The sequence below is a fragment of the Streptomyces sp. T12 genome, from assembly GCF_028736035.1.
In the GTDB taxonomy this organism is placed as follows: domain Bacteria; phylum Actinomycetota; class Actinomycetes; order Streptomycetales; family Streptomycetaceae; genus Streptomyces.
This window is the reverse complement of record NZ_CP117866.1, coordinates 7,515,260-7,529,886: the sequence shown is the minus strand read 5'-3', so window position 1 is coordinate 7,529,886 and position 14,627 is coordinate 7,515,260. Positions and strand designations below refer to the sequence as shown.

Genomic DNA, 14,627 nt, shown 5'->3' with positions numbered 1-14,627 from the left:
CGGGACATGAGTCTCACCGGGACCCCGTTCCTCTACACGCTGATCGCGCTGTGCGTCGTCGCCGTCGTGCTGCCGCTGGTCCTCTGGTCACGGATGCGCGGACCCAAGGTCCTGCGGGCCGCCGCCCGGATGCTGATGCTGCTGTTCGCCCAGGGCACGGCGGTCGCTCTGGTCTTCACGCTGGTCAACAACTCCAACCAGCTGTACGACAACTGGGGCGACCTGCTCGGCACCAGCACCCATGTGCACGAGGCCGCCGACCTCGGTGCGAACGGCACCGGTGGGATCGCGCTGGAGAAGCTGCCCAAGGTCCGGCAGGCCTTCACGCCGGGCAAGGGACCCGGCATGCGCGTGGAGGGCGGGGTGCTCGTCACGCAGCTCAAGGGCCGGGTGTCCGGAGTGCACGCCGAGGTCAACGTCTGGCTGCCGCCGCAGTACCGCGACCCCGCCTACCGCAATCACAGGTTCCCGGTCGTCGAGGTGCTGCCGGGCTATCCGGGCTCGTCCAAGGCGTGGTTCGGAACGATGGACGCGACCCAGCAGTTGGCGCCGCTCATGCGCAGCGGGCAGATCGAGCCGTTCATCATCGTCTCGCCGCGCACCACGCTGCTGCCGGGCAGGGACACCGGCTGCGCGAACATCCCGGGCAAGGTGAACGCCGACAGCTGGCTCAGCATCGACGTGCCGAAGATGGTCATGGACAACTTCCGGGCCCAGGCCGCGCCGGACGGCTGGGCGGTCGCCGGGTACTCGGCGGGCGCCCACTGCGCGGCGAAGCTGGCTGTCGCCCACCCCGACCGCTACCGGGCCGCGGTCAGCATGTCCGGCTACAACGACCCCATCGCCGTACCACAGTCGCTCGCCGGCAGGTCCCCGGCCCTGCGGGCCGCGAACAACCCGTATGTGCTCCTGAAGGAGTCCCGCGTCCCGCCGCGCGTGGCGCTCTATCTGTCCGGTCAGCCGAAGGACGGGTACGAGGCGGCCATGGCCCTCCAGCGGGTCGCGAAGGCGCCGACGACCGTGGACGTGGTGTTCATACCGAAAAGCGCGGGCGGCCACACCATGGCGTTGTGGAAGCCCCAGGTCGTCCCGGCCTTCCGCTGGCTGACCGAGGTGATGGGCACGCGACACCCGGTGCGTACGGCGCCGGGCTCCGGCGGGACTACTCCTCTCGCACCGTCGACCGCCGGTTCCAGGCACGCGGAGCTCGCCAGTGGTACCGCATCGCCAGCAGACGCAGTACGAAGGCCGTGACGACCGCGAGGGTGCTGGTGAGCGGGGTCAGGGCGTCGTAGCGGATGCACAGCACGACCATCGTGGCGCCGACGATCGCCGGCACCGCGTACAGGTCGCGGTCCCAGCGCAGCAGTGACGGCACCTCGTTGGCCAGGACGTCACGCAGCACACCGCCGCCCACCGCGGTCGCCATGCCCAGACAGGCGGAGGCGGTCAGGCCCAGCCCGTAGTCGTACGCCTTCGTCGTCCCGGCGACACAGAAGAGGCCGAGGCCCGCCGCGTCGAAGACGTTCACGCCGGTCTGGATGCGCTCCACGTGCGGGTGGAGGAAGAAGACGAGCAGCGCGGCGAGCAGCGGCGTGAGGAAGTACCCCAGGTCCGTGAAGGCGGCCGGGGGTACGGCACCGATGATCACGTCCCGGAACAGCCCGCCGCCCAGGGCGGTGACCTCGGCGAGGACGGCGATACCGAAGACGTCGAAGTTCTTGCGGACGGCCAGCAGGGCGCCGGAGATCGCGAAGACGAAGATGCCGATCAGGTCGAGCGTGTGCTGGACGGACGGGCTGAACAGTTGCTGGAGCACCTGAGCATTCTCGCGTGCGGCTGGATGCCGGCCGCGCTGCGAGGCTCTCCACGCCATGGAGCAGAGAAGGAATCTCGAGGCATCCAGCAGCATCGACGCGAAACCAGGCGCGAACAAAAGGCGGGACCGGCAGGGGCCACCTGCCGGTCCTGGCAGGCGTTGTACCGAGGGGCCGGCGGACGTCCGGCCGCCGTGCCCGACACGCGGAAACCGCGCGGGGCTCCCAGAGGTCCGACAGGTAATCAGTTCTGCCGGTCGCTTGACTCCTGACCGTCCGCTTCCGGTTCTGTGGAGCCAGTAGCCTCGGCGGCCACCGCCGCCGACGTCGCCGCCGACTCCGCCAGCACCTCGTCCGCCACGAGCTCGGCCGCCTTCTTGGCGGCGCTGAGGAGCACCGTGTCCTGGGGGGCCTGGTCCTCGAAGTTCTCCGGGTGATGGCAGGCGACGCGCTGGCCGGGCCGCAGCTCCAGCAGCGGCGGCTCGGTCGTCTTGCAGATCTCGGTCGCCTTCCAGCACCGCGTGTGGAAGCGGCAGCCGCTCGGCGGGGAGATCGGCGAGGGCACGTCACCGCGGAGCAGGATGCGCTCGCTCTTGGCGCCCCGGCGCTTCGGGTCCGGCACCGGCACGGCCGACATCAGGGCCTTGGTGTACGGGTGCATCGGCGCCTCGTACAGCGAGGTGCGGTCGGCGAGTTCGACGATCTTGCCGAGGTACATCACCGCGATACGGTCCGAGACATGGCGTACGACGGACAGGTCGTGCGCGATGATCACGTACGTCAGCCCCAGCTCGGACTGGAGGTCGTCCATGAGGTTGACGACCTGTGCCTGGATCGACACGTCCAGCGCGGAGACCGGCTCGTCCGCCACGACCAGCTTCGGCTTCAGGGCGAGCGCGCGGGCGATGCCGATGCGCTGGCGCTGACCGCCGGAGAACTCGTGCGGGTAGCGGTTGTAGTGCTCGGGGCTCAGACCCACCAGCTCCAGGAGCCGCTGGACCTCCTTCTTCACCCCGCCCTCGGGCTCGACGCCCTGGAGGCGGAAGGGTGCCGAGACGATGCCGCCGATGGTGTGCCGCGGATTCAGGGAACCGTACGGGTCCTGGAAGATCATCTGGATGTCCCGCCGCAGCGGACGCATCCCGGCCGTGCTCAGCCGCGTGATGTCCTGGCCCTCGAAGTGGATCGAGCCGCCCGTCGGGTCCTGGAGCCGCGTGATGACCCGGCCCATCGTCGACTTGCCGCAGCCCGACTCGCCGACCACGCCGAGGGTCTCGCCCTTGCGCACCTCGAAGTCGATGCCGTCGACCGCCTTGACCGCGCCGACCTGGCGCTGGAGGACGCCCTTGCGGATCGGGAAGTGCTTCTGCAGGCCCTCGACCTTGAGCAGTACCTCGCGCTCGTCGGCGGCGGCAGCCCCGTCCGATTTCGCCGGGTTCGGAATCTTCGTCTCACTCACAGCTTCGGCGCAATCTCTTCGGTCCAGATCCGCGTACGGTCCTCCGGCGAGAGGTGGCAGGCGGAGAAGTGTCCGCTGCCGACCGGCTGGAGCTCCGGGCGCACGGTACGGGTGACATCGCCCTTGGGGATGTCCGCGTACGGGCAGCGAGGGTGGAAGGCGCAGCCCGAGGGGACGTTGATGAGGCTCGGCGGCTGACCCTTGACCGGGATGAGCCGCTCGGAGGTCTCGCGGTCGATGCGCGGCATCGAGCCGAGCAGACCCCAGGTGTACGGGTGCTGCGGCCGCTCGAAGACGTCGTCGACCGAGCCGCGCTCCACGCACCGGCCGCCGTACATCACCAGGACGTCGTCGGCGATCTCGGCGACCACGCCGAGATCGTGGGTGATGAGGACGACGGCGGAGCCGAACTCCTTCTGCAGATCCCGGATGAGGTCGAGGATCTGCGCCTGGACGGTCACGTCGAGGGCGGTGGTCGGCTCGTCCGCGATGAGCAGTTCGGGGTTGTTGACGAGCGCCATGGCGATCATCGCGCGCTGGCGCATACCGCCGGAGAACTCGTGCGGGTAGTTGTCCACGCGCTTGCCGGGCTCGGGGATGCCGACCCGGTCGAGCATCTCGACGGCCCGCTTGCGCGCGGTCTTCTTGTTGACGTCGTGGTGGACCCGGTACGCCTCCACGATCTGGTTGCCGATCGTGTAGTACGGGTGCATCGCGGACAGCGGGTCCTGGAAGATCATCGCCATCTCGCGGCCGCGCAGCCGGCGCACCGCGTCCGGGTCGGCGGAGACCAACTCCTTGCCGTCCAGCCAGATCTCGCCGGACATCTGCACGTTCTTGCCGCGCGCGCCGAGCCGGTGCAGGCCCATGATCGCCAGCGAGGTGACGGACTTGCCGGAGCCCGACTCGCCCACGATGCAGAGGGTCTTGCCCTTCTCCACCTGGAAGCTCAGTCCGTCGACGGACTTGACCAGACCGTCGTCGGTCGGGAAGTGCACCTTGAGGTCGCGGACCGCGAGGAACGCATCAGGGGCGTTCCCGGGCGAGGGCTCACCCAAGGCGGCACCGGTCTTGGAGAGTTCGGTCACGAGAGCCTCACGCGCGGGTCGGCGGCGGCGTACAGCAGGTCCACCAGGAGATTTGCGATCACGACGAAGAAGGCGGCGAGCAGGGTGACGCCGAGGATCGGGGGCAGGTCGTTGTCGGTGATGCCCTGCACCGCGTACTGGCCGATGCCGGGCAACGAGAAGACGGTCTCGGTGATCACTGCGCCGCCGAGCAGCAGGCCCAGGTCCATGCCGAAGACGGTGATGATCGGGGTCAGCGCGGCCCGCAGCCCGTGCCGGGCCACGACGTTGCGCTCACGCAGGCCCTTGGCGCGCGCGGTGCGGATGAAGTCCTCGTTCATCGTCTCCAGCATGCCCGAGCGGGTGAGCCGCGCGTAGATGGCGGAGTACAGCAGGGCGAGCGAACACCAGGCCGGGAAGAGCGTGTTGGCCCACTGCGCCGGATTCTCGGTGAACGGTACGTAGGTGCGGCCGAAGATCGGCCACTGGAAGGTGAAGAGCAGCAGCGCCAGGTTGCCGGTGAAGAACATGGGCAGCGAGACACCGGCGAGCGCGACGCCCATGAACGCGCGGTCGAAGAAGCTGCGGGGCTTGAGCGCGGAGATCACGCCGATCAGCACACCGGACACCAGCCACAGCACGGCGGCGCCGCCGGCCAGCGAGAGGGTCACCGGAAGGCGGGAGGTGAGCTGCGGCCAGACCTCGACGTGGTTCTTGAAGGAGTAGCCGAAGCACGGCGCGTTGCAGTGCGTCGTGGTGGGGCCCAGGTCGTAGGTGGCGCCGGCCACGATCCCCTTGATGAAGTGCCAGTACTGGACGTACAAGGGCTGGTCCAGACCGAGGTTCTGCTTGACCGCGGCGATGTCGGCCTTCGTCGGGCTCTTTCCGATGTACTGCTGCGCGAGCTGGTCGGCGGTCTGGCCGGCCATCCGTGGCAGCAGGAAGAAAATCGCGAAGGTGACCGCGGTGACGACCAACAGCAGGATCACTGCCGCGAACGTCCGACGGAGGATGTACGAGATCACGGGGACCGGCGCTGGTGCCCGCGGGCCGCTGAGCCCGCGGGCACCAATGCCTTCACCTGCCTTCCGGGGCTACTTCTTGGTCGTGCCGATGTTGAGGTAGTCGTACTGACCGCTGAAGGCCGCCGTGGACACCAGGTTGGTGAAGTTGGCGGGGCGGTACAGCAGGACCTTGAAGTAGGTCAGCGGGACGATCGCCGCCTGGTCCATCGCGAGCTTGTCGATCTCGGCGTACATGCTGTTGCGCTGGGTCTCGTCCTCGGTGGCGATGGCCTTCTCCAGCATCTCGTTGATCTGCTTGTCATCGAGGTACGAGAGGTTGGTGTTGCCCGAGGCGCCGATCGCGTCACCGTGCAGGATCTGCTGCAGGAAGCCGTAGCCGCCCGGCCAGTCGGCACCCCACTGCATCATGTGCAGACCGATGTTCTGCTTCTTGCCGAACGCCGGCACACCCGCGTAGTCGGTGAAGTACTTGCCCGACGGGTACTGCTTCAGGCTGGCGTTGATGCCGACCTTCTTCAGGGAGGCGATGATCGCGGTGGCCGCGTCGATCTCCTGCGGGCGGTCGCTGCGGGCCGAGATGTTGGTGCTGATGGTCGACTTGCCGCAGGCCTTCAGCTGCTCCTTGGCCTTAGCGGCGTCGCCCTTGTTGCCGGCGGTGGCGTAGGTGTCCGCCTTCTGGTAGCCCGGGATGTCCGGCGGCAGGACGGTGGTGGCGATGTCACCGCGGATCGGGCCGCCCTCGGCGGTCTGCACGGAGACCTTGTCGATGGCGTACTGAACGGCCTTGCGGCACTCGACCTTGTCGAACGGCGCGACCTGGGTGTTGACCGCCAGGTAGACCAGGCGGCCACCGTAGGTGTTGTCCGTGTTGGCCTTCAGCGAGGCGTCGTTGACGACCTTCGCCTGGGTCGCGGCCTGGACACCGGTACCACCGAGGTCGATCGCCGTACCGGCCTGGACGTCCTGGTCGATCGTCTCGGCGTTGACCTTGAGCTTGACGACGATCTTGTCCGGGTACTGCTTGCGCAGCGGGTCCGTCTTCGCGTCCCAGTTCTTGTTGCGGACGAGGACGGCCTGCTTGCCCTCCTCGTAGCTCTCGAACTGGTACGAGCCCGAGGACACGATGCTCTTGACGTAGTCGATGCCCTTGTCCTTGGCCTGGGGCACCGGCGCGGTCTGCGGCGTCGCGACCAGGTAGTCGAACTCCTGGAAGGCGCGGTTGAGCTTGAAGACGACCGTGGTGTCGTCCGGCGTCTCGATGGACTTCAGGCCCTCGGCGCTCTTGTCCTTGTAGGGGCCCTTGTACTTGTCGCCGCCATCGAGGAACTGCTGGAAGTAGTTCGGGCCGAGGGAGAGCACGTCACGCGCGAAGTTGGAGCGCTCGACGGCGTACTTGACGTCCTTCGAGGTGATCGGCGTGCCGTCCTGGTACTTCAGGCCCGGACGCAGCTTGTACGTCCAGGTCTTGCCGCCGTCGCTCGGCACGCCCGCGCTCGCAGCGAGGTCCGGGACCAGCTTGTTGCCCTCCTCGCCCGGGCCGGGCGCGAAGGTCATCAGCGGGCGGGCGTACAGCCGGCTGAGGTTGTACATGTACGCGTAGTACGTGTTGCCGGGGTCGAAGGAGTCCGGGACGTCCGAGTACTCGTACGTGACCGTCCCACCCTTCTGGGTGGAGGCGTTGACGACACCCTTGGTCGCTGCGTTGGCCCCAGCCGACTTGTTTCCGTTGTTGTCCGAGTTGTCATCGGCCTTGCTGCAAGCCGAAAGCAGCAAGCTCGCACTGCCGATGGCCGCGATCGCGGCCAGCGCTGACCTTCGCATGATGGTCTGCTTCCCCTCCATTGTTGGAAAACCTGTTGAACTCTCTCCGCTACCGCGATCAGCGGCTGCGCGGGTCGAGAGCGTCACGGAGACCGTCGCCGAGCAGATTGAACGCCAGCACGGTCACGAAGATGGCCAGACCAGGCACGATCATGAACTGGGGGTCGACCTGGTAGTAGTCGACCGCCTGGTTGATCATGCCGCCCCAGGACGCCTGCGGGGGCTGGATGCCGACGCCGAGGAAGCTCAGGGACGCCTCGAAGAGGATGTTGGTCGGGATGAGCAGCGTCGAGTAGACGATGATCGGGCCCACGAGGTTCGGCAGCAGCTCCCGGAAGAGGATGTACGGCCCCTTGGCCCCCATCCCCCGGGAGGCGTCGACGAACTCCCGCTCACGCAGGGCCAGCGTCTGGCCCCGGACGATACGGCCCAGATAAGGCCAGTTGAAGAAGCCGATGACAAAGATCAGCACACTGATGTGCAGCGGCAGGCCCTCCAGGCCGAAGGCACCGCCCTGCAGGGTGGCGGAGATGGCGATCGCGAACAGCAGGAGAGGGAACGCCAGGAAGGTGTCCATCAGCCGGCTGATGATCGCGTCGACCCGTCCGCCGTAGTAGCCGGCCACGACACCGAGGACGGCACCGATCGTGTTGGACAGGACCGTGGCGCCGAAGGCGACGACCAGCGACACCCAGGAGCCCTCCAGGATGCGGGTGGCGATGTCCCGGCCGAACTTCGGCTCCACACCGAGCGGGTGCTCCCAGCTCATGCCGCCGAAGTCGCCCTTGGGCAGCGAGGTGTTGGGGTCGATCAGATCCTGGTTGAGGGCGTTGGGGTCCAGGCCGAACAGCGCCTGGATGGGGCGGGAGAGGATCGCGAGCAGAATCAGCAGGATCACGATGATCCCGCCGGCCACGGCAACCTTGTCCTTCTTGAAACGGGACCAGGCGATCTGCCCCAGGGAACGACCCTCGATCTGCCCCTTGTCGGCACCGACGAGTACAGCCTCCGGCTGTGCCTCGGTCTGCGCCCCAGTGGTCTCGATCGGTGCGGTCACAGTGACCTGACCCCTCTCGCCGGTGGTAACCGGCCTACACCCGCCGTGGATTACGGCTTTGTCGACTCGCGTTCGATCACGGGATCGACCGATCCCGTGTCTGAGTGGGGAGTCTTCAACGCTTGGGTGATCTGTTGCCAGAGTTGGCGGGGAAAGGATGCGCAACCGTGATGCTGTCTGGGGAGTTCCGTTATCCGAACGGCCGGTAACGATCACCGGACGCGGGCCAGTTGGGGCGTATGAGGGCGGACCGGGACCTTCCGATCACATCTACGCGCGGAGATCTACCTGGGAAACCGCAGCGGGCAGCCGTTTACGCCTACGACAGTCGGGCTGCCGACTGAACAGTAGGTTAGCCGGTGAAAGATCAGTAACGGCCCGGCGCCGGAGGGTAGCCGTAACCGCTCGCCGGAGCCTGCGCGGGGGCGGCGTGTGCCTCGCGGTCGTAGAAGGGGCGGGCGCTCGCGCGCATCCACATGGCGACCGGGTCGTACTCGTCGGACATCGCCACGGTCGACACCGGCAGCCCGTCCGGACACGCGCCGATCGACTGCAGCATCATCGAGCGCACCGAGTCCACGGCGGGCGGACTGGTGTCGTACACGTCGAGCCCGATGGCGAGATACGGCGCGCCGAGCGCCGGCTGCACCCAGGCGCGGCGCAGCGAGCGGACGGCGGGGGTGCGGTGGGCGTTCTGCGTGAGCAGGGCGTAGAACTGCGGGACCTCGATGCCGGGCTCCGACAGCCGGAGCGGGCCCGCGGGCTGGCGGTCCAGGCCGGTGGCGATGCGGCGCAGGTCGAGCCAGGGGATGCCGACGCCGCCGCCCGGGGCGTGCGGGTTCAGCCAGAGGCCGAAGTGGTCCGGGTAGAGGGTGCGGGCCACGTCGACTCCGTCGACCACCTCGTAACTGCGGTTCCAGCCGCTGGCCGACAGCTCCTGGGCGGAGGTGACGCACGGGGCGTAGCCGTGGCCGTCGACTTCCATGTTTCCGTACTGGGCGTCCGGGGAGCCGGCCTGGCCGTGCCACAGCAGCATCCAGACCTGGCCGGAGGACGGGGTCGCGAGCGCGCGCAGGAGGGCCTCGTAGGCGTCGTAGCGCCCGGGCGTCACCTGGCGCAGCATGTGCTCGACCTGACCGGTCGAGGTGGTGCCGCTCGCGCTCACCATTACCGCCCCTTCGGGAAACGTGGGTTTGGAAGCCAGCTTATGCGCTCCGCCGGGAGCGCCGTTGAGAGCTCAGGACTTGATGTGGTCTGCCGTCCGCGGGTTCATTGTGGCTGCTCGCGCCCACGCGGCGGAGCCGCATGTCGGTACAGCCCCGCACCCCTGACGGGGCGCTGCCCCAGCGGGTTCACATAACCCGCTGGTAGAAGGGCCGCACCTGTGCGCGCATCCACTCGATCACCGGGTCCTGGGCTACGTCCAACAGGACCAGGTTGACCGGCCACTGGACCGGGGTGCGACCCAGTGCCCGGGCGAGGGCCTCCATGGGGGCCGCGCGCAGGTCACCCTCCCACTGGGAGAGTTCCACGCCTATGAACATCACCGGGGCGGCCGTCTCGATCGCCGCGAGGCAGCGGCGGGCCGTCACGACCACGCCTGTTTCGGCGAACTCGGCCGACGCCACCGCGAGGAAGTCGATCGGGTCGTCCTGCCAGTCGGGCTGGTAGAGCTTGACGCGGCCGCCGGAGTTGAGGCCGTCCAGCGGGGTGCGGCCCACCCGGCAGAGGTCGGCCACCGCCGCCGGGGGCAGCGGGACGCCGACCACGCCGTCCGGGTTCACGGCGATGCCCACCTGCGGGGGCAGGCCGCGGGCGAACTCCACGGCGGGGGCGATGGTGTACGACATGTGGGCGCCGGTGACCTGGCGGAACTGTTCCTCGGAGCTGAAGACCGGGACGTACGCCTGGCCCTCGATCTCCACCGTGGGCAGGTCCAGCGGGCCGCTGTGCGGGCCGCCACCGCCCGGCAGGGGCACCCAGACGAAGCTGCGGCCCAGCACCTCGATGATCCGGCCGCCCGCCGAGGGCAGGCCCATGGAGGCCGAGAGCACCTCCTCCAGTTCGTTGCCGGGCCACCCGCCGTGTGGATGGGGGTGTGCCAGTGCCGGGAAGTCCGCGGGGAGATCCGCCGGGAAGTCCATCTGCTCTCAACCGCCTGCTGTGAACCGCTGCCGTGAACCGCTGCTGTGGCTCAAAAGGCTAGCGGGTGACCACCCCGTACAGGACTCCCCCGTACAGGTCTACGGCAGCTCAGCCCGTGAAGCCGATCCGGCGCAGGACGTCCGCCGCCGCCCGGTCGATCAGTACCGCCGAGCCGCAGCCCTGGGGCAGGTGGCCCTTCTCCACCGAGTGCAGCAGGCGGGCGGCCGCCCTGCGATGGCGCAGGAAGGCATAGCGCGAGACGCCGCGGCCGCGCTCGCGCTGGCCCTCCAGAGCCGTGCCCGGGGTGACGTCGAGCAGCAGCAGATGCAGGGTGCCGCCACGGCGGCGGGCCTCGCGGGCCAGCCAGCCGCGCACCCAGGCCTGCGTACCGCAGTCGTGCACGACGACGCCCTCGCCCGAGCGCAGGGCGCGGCGCAGGCCGGTGTAGTGCGCGAGGCGGACCAGGGGGCGGTAGACGGCGTAGGGGAGGAAGCGGGGCATACGGGCGGCCCAGTGGTCCCGGGTGTCCTGGGAGTCGATGCGGGTGCCCTGCACGGCCCGCCGCATCAGCGTGGACTTGCCGCTGCCGGGCAGGCCGGTGATCACGACGAGGTCCTCGGGGGCGAAGAGCAGGGCGTGCGGGCTGTGGCCGGAGCGCTCGCGCAAGTCGCGGACCACGGGTGCGGATGTGCCGCGGGCTTCGCCGGCCGGGGCCGCGGGCTGCTTGGGCAGCGCGATGCCCGAGGTCGTGGCGTACGCCGTGGTGCGCTTCACCGTCATCGTCCTCCTCCGGGGGTCAGGAGTCCCCATCCCCACTGAGCGTAAAGAGAAGGTAATAGAGGATCTCTCGCTTTTTCGTTCGCTTCCTGCCACAAGCCGGTTACAGACGTGGCCTGCCGTTGACGCGCGGGGCGTGCAATGATGTCCGCGCCAACTGCATACCGGCCGTTTGAATCCGCGCGGGAGAGTCCCTGGCAGTGCATCGCCGGGGCGCCGAAGGAGCAAGTCCCTCCCTTGAATCTCTCAGGCCCCGTTACCGCGCGGGCGAGGCACATCTGAAAAGCGGGCCGCTCCGTCTGTCTTCGAGACGCGTGGCTCCACCCAAGGTGCAAGCCGTGACCTGGTCTTTCGCGGGTCATGGCGAACCTCTCAGGTTCCGATGACAGATGGGGAGGAACGACCTCGCCCGTCATGCCTTGGGAGACATCCGTCCGATGAGCAGTACAGAAGAACTCCGTCACACCGCGCTCGACGCCCTGCACCGCTCGCTCGGCGCGACGATGACCGACTTCGCCGGCTGGGACATGCCCCTGCGCTACGGCTCCGAGCGCGACGAGCACAACGCCGTGCGGACGAAGGCCGGGCTCTTCGACCTCTCCCACATGGGCGAGATCACCGTCACCGGCCCGCAGGCCGCCGCCTTCCTCAACCACGCCCTGGTCGGCAACATCGCCTCCGTCGGCGTCGGCCGCGCCCGCTACACCATGATCTGCCGGGCCGACGGCGGCATCCTCGACGACCTGATCGTCTACCGGCTCGCCGAGACCGAGTACATGATCGTCGCCAACGCCTCCAACGCCCAGATCGTGCTGGACGCGCTGACCGAACGGGTGGCCGGCTTCGACGCCGAGGTCCGTGACGACCGGGACGCCTACGCGCTGATCGCCGTCCAGGGCCCCGAGTCCCCGGGCATCCTGAAGTCCCTCACCGACGCCGACCTCGACGGCCTGAAGTACTACGCCGGCCTGCCCGGCACCGTCGCCGGCGTGCCCGCCCTCATCGCGCGCACCGGCTACACCGGCGAGGACGGCTTCGAGCTGTTCGTGAAGCCCGAGCACGCCGTCGAGCTGTGGCAGGCGCTGACCAAGGCGGGCGAGGGCGTCGGCCTGGTCCCCTGCGGGCTGTCCTGCCGGGACACGCTGCGCCTTGAGGCGGGCATGCCGCTGTACGGCCATGAGCTGTCGACCTCCCTGACTCCCTTCGACGCCGGGCTCGGCCGGGTGGTGAAGTTCGAGAAGGAGGGCGACTTCGTCGGGCGCGAGGCGCTGACCGAGGCTGCCTCCCGCGCCGAGTCGAACCCGCCCCGCGTGCTGGTCGGCCTGGTCGCCGAGGGGCGTCGCGTCCCGCGCGCCGGGTACCCGGTCGTCGCCGGTGGCGAGGTGATCGGCGAGGTCACCTCCGGTGCTCCCTCCCCCACGCTGGGCAAGCCGATCGCCATGGCGTACGTCGACGCGGCCCACTCGGCGCCGGGCACGGCCGGGGTCGGCGTGGACATCCGCGGCAGCCATGAGCCGTACGAGGTCGTGGCGCTGCCGTTCTACAAGCGTCAGAAGTAGCGGCAGAAGTAGCAGCACAAGCGGCGCGACCAGCGCCAGAAGTAGAGACTGACAGCGGTCCATGCGTGACCCTGCGCACATTTCCGCTGCTCACGCACGTTTCCAGCAGTCCCCCATTCATCACCACTCCCGCGCGTACAGGAGAATTCAGGCCATGAGCAACCCCCAGCAGCTGCGCTACAGCAAGGAGCACGAGTGGCTGTCGACCGCCGAGGACGGCGTCGCGACGGTCGGCATCACGGAGTTCGCGGCCAACGCGCTCGGCGATGTCGTCTACGCCCAGCTCCCCGAGGTCGGCTCGACCGTGACCGCGGGTGACACCTGCGGCGAGCTGGAGTCGACCAAGTCGGTGTCCGACTTGTACTCCCCGGTCGCCGGCGAGGTCACCGAGATCAACGAGGACGTGGTGAACGACCCGGGGCTGGTGAACTCCGCCCCCTTCGAGGGCGGCTGGCTGTTCAAGGTACGCGTCACGGAGGAGCCGGCCGACCTGCTCTCCGCCGACGAGTACACCGCCCACACCGCCGGCTGAGGAGTCGTATCCCCCATGTCTGCCCCCATTTCTGACAAGTCGCTTCTGAACACGCCCCTGCACGAGCTGGACCCGGCCATCGCCGCCGCGCTCGACGCCGAGCTGGAGCGCCAGCAGTCCACCCTGGAGATGATCGCCTCCGAGAACTTCGCGCCGGTCGCGGTCATGGAGGCGCAGGGCTCGGTCGCCACCAACAAGTACGCCGAGGGCTACCCGGGCCGGCGCTACTACGGCGGATGTGAGCACGTCGACGTCGCCGAGCAGATCGCCATCGACCGGGTCAAGGAGCTGTTCGGCGCCGAGTACGCCAACGTCCAGCCCCACTCCGGCGCCTCCGCCAACCAGGCCGCCCTGTTCGCCCTCGCCCAGCCCGGCGACACCATCCTCGGACTGGACCTGGCGCACGGCGGTCACCTCACCCACGGGATGCGGCTGAACTTCTCCGGCAAGCAGTTCAACGTGGTCCCGTACCACGTGGACGACTCCGGTCTCGTGGACATGGCCGAGGTCGAGCGGCTCGCCAAGGAGCACCGGCCGAAGGTGATCATCGCCGGCTGGTCGGCGTATCCGCGGCAGCTGGACTTCGCCGAGTTCCGCCGGATCGCCGACGAGGTCGAGGCGTACCTGTGGGTCGACATGGCGCACTTCGCCGGTCTGGTCGCGGCGGGCCTGCACCCCAACCCGGTCGAGTACGCGGACGTCGTCACCTCCACCACCCACAAGACCCTGGGCGGCCCGCGCGGCGGCATCATCCTCGCCAAGCAGGCCTTCGCGAAGAAGCTGAACTCGTCCGTCTTCCCGGGCTTCCAGGGCGGCCCCCTGGAGCACGTGATCGCGGCCAAGGCGGTCTCCTTCAAGGTCGCCGCGAGCGAGGAGTTCAAGGAGCGCCAGCGCCGCACGGTCGACGGCGCCCGCATCCTCGCCGAGCGCCTGACGGCCGCCGACGCCCGTGAGGCCGGCGTGAACGTGCTGTCCGGCGGCACGGACGTGCACCTGATCCTGGTCGACCTGCGCGAGTCCGAGCTGGACGGCCAGCAGGCCGAGGACCGTCTCCACGAGGTCGGCATCACGGTCAACCGCAACGCCGTCCCGAACGACCCGCGCCCGCCGATGGTGACCTCGGGCCTGCGCATCGGCACCCCGGCCCTGGCCACCCGTGGCTTCCAGGCCGAGGACTTCGCCGAGGTCGCGGACGTCATCGCCGCGGCACTGAAGCCGGCGTACGACGCCGAGTCCCTCAAGGCCCGGGTCAAGGCGCTGGCGGACAAGCACCCGCTGTACGCCGGTCTGAACAAGTAGTTCCTTTTTGTGGGGTGTCCCGCACACTCGTAGGTGAGCGGGACACCCCACCCCCTTGCATCACCCCCG

13 protein-coding genes and 1 riboswitch are annotated in these 14,627 nt (G+C 68.9%); of the genes, 4 read left to right on the top strand and 9 right to left on the bottom strand.

The features are described from left to right. Positions 1–6 precede the first annotated feature (6 nt). Positions 7–1,254 (top strand): esterase family protein, encoded by a 1,248-nt coding sequence (locus PBV52_RS33965; RefSeq protein ID WP_274243555.1) that lies wholly within the window; start codon positions 7–9, stop codon positions 1,252–1,254. Here the strand turns inward: PBV52_RS33965 and PBV52_RS33960 are convergent. From PBV52_RS33960 to PBV52_RS33920, 9 genes are all read right to left on the bottom strand, one after another. Further along, positions 1,163–1,819 carry a trimeric intracellular cation channel family protein gene (locus tag PBV52_RS33960; protein WP_274243554.1) on the bottom strand — a complete coding sequence of 219 codons (657 nt, stop codon included), beginning with the start codon at positions 1,817–1,819 and terminating at the stop codon, positions 1,163–1,165. The genes PBV52_RS33965 and PBV52_RS33960 overlap by 92 nt on opposite strands. A 242-nt stretch (positions 1,820–2,061) precedes the next feature. Beyond that, entirely contained in the window at positions 2,062–3,261 is a 1,200-nt protein-coding gene (locus PBV52_RS33955) for an ABC transporter ATP-binding protein (protein WP_373922037.1), read from the bottom strand. 11 nt (positions 3,262–3,272) lie between these two features. Beyond that, positions 3,273–4,364, bottom strand: coding sequence for an ABC transporter ATP-binding protein (locus tag PBV52_RS33950; RefSeq protein ID WP_274243552.1), 1,092 nt, complete (start codon positions 4,362–4,364; stop codon positions 3,273–3,275). Further along, positions 4,361–5,368: an ABC transporter permease gene (locus PBV52_RS33945; RefSeq protein ID WP_274243551.1), complete on the bottom strand. Its 1,008-nt coding sequence runs from the start codon at positions 5,366–5,368 to the stop codon at positions 4,361–4,363. The genes PBV52_RS33950 and PBV52_RS33945 overlap by 4 nt, the downstream gene beginning before the upstream one ends. A 69-nt stretch (positions 5,369–5,437) precedes the next feature. Further along, positions 5,438–7,210 (bottom strand): ABC transporter substrate-binding protein, encoded by a 1,773-nt coding sequence (locus tag PBV52_RS33940; protein ID WP_274243550.1) that lies wholly within the window; start codon positions 7,208–7,210, stop codon positions 5,438–5,440. 37 nt (positions 7,211–7,247) lie between these two features. Then, positions 7,248–8,246, bottom strand: coding sequence for an ABC transporter permease (locus PBV52_RS33935; protein WP_274243549.1), 999 nt, complete (start codon positions 8,244–8,246; stop codon positions 7,248–7,250). A 367-nt stretch (positions 8,247–8,613) separates the two neighbouring features. Next, positions 8,614–9,411 carry an enhanced serine sensitivity protein SseB C-terminal domain-containing protein gene (locus tag PBV52_RS33930; RefSeq protein WP_274249770.1) on the bottom strand — a complete coding sequence of 266 codons (798 nt, stop codon included), beginning with the start codon at positions 9,409–9,411 and terminating at the stop codon, positions 8,614–8,616. Positions 9,412–9,598: 187 nt separating this feature from the next. Next, positions 9,599–10,390: an enhanced serine sensitivity protein SseB gene (locus tag PBV52_RS33925; protein WP_274243548.1), complete on the bottom strand. Its 792-nt coding sequence runs from the start codon at positions 10,388–10,390 to the stop codon at positions 9,599–9,601. Positions 10,391–10,499: 109 nt separating this feature from the next. Next, entirely contained in the window at positions 10,500–11,171 is a 672-nt protein-coding gene (locus tag PBV52_RS33920) for an AAA family ATPase (RefSeq protein ID WP_274243547.1), read from the bottom strand. A gap of 170 nt (positions 11,172–11,341) precedes the next feature. Further along, a riboswitch (glycine riboswitch) is annotated at positions 11,342–11,440 on the top strand. Between the two features lie 165 nt (positions 11,441–11,605). On the opposite strand from PBV52_RS33920, the gene gcvT reads away from it, so the two are divergent. The 3 genes from gcvT to glyA all read left to right on the top strand — a co-directional run bounded on the left by gcvT (position 11,606) and on the right by glyA (position 14,558). Continuing rightward, complete coding sequence (gene gcvT, locus PBV52_RS33915) at positions 11,606–12,727, top strand: glycine cleavage system aminomethyltransferase GcvT (protein ID WP_274243546.1); 1,122 nt, start codon at positions 11,606–11,608, stop codon at positions 12,725–12,727. Between the two features lie 154 nt (positions 12,728–12,881). After that, the gene (gcvH, locus tag PBV52_RS33910; protein WP_274243545.1) at positions 12,882–13,259 is read left to right on the top strand and encodes a glycine cleavage system protein GcvH; all 378 of its coding nucleotides are present in this window, start codon (positions 12,882–12,884) and stop codon (positions 13,257–13,259) included. A gap of 15 nt (positions 13,260–13,274) precedes the next feature. Next, positions 13,275–14,558: a serine hydroxymethyltransferase gene (glyA, locus tag PBV52_RS33905; protein ID WP_274243544.1), complete on the top strand. Its 1,284-nt coding sequence runs from the start codon at positions 13,275–13,277 to the stop codon at positions 14,556–14,558. The last annotated feature ends 69 nt before the right edge of the window (positions 14,559–14,627 follow it).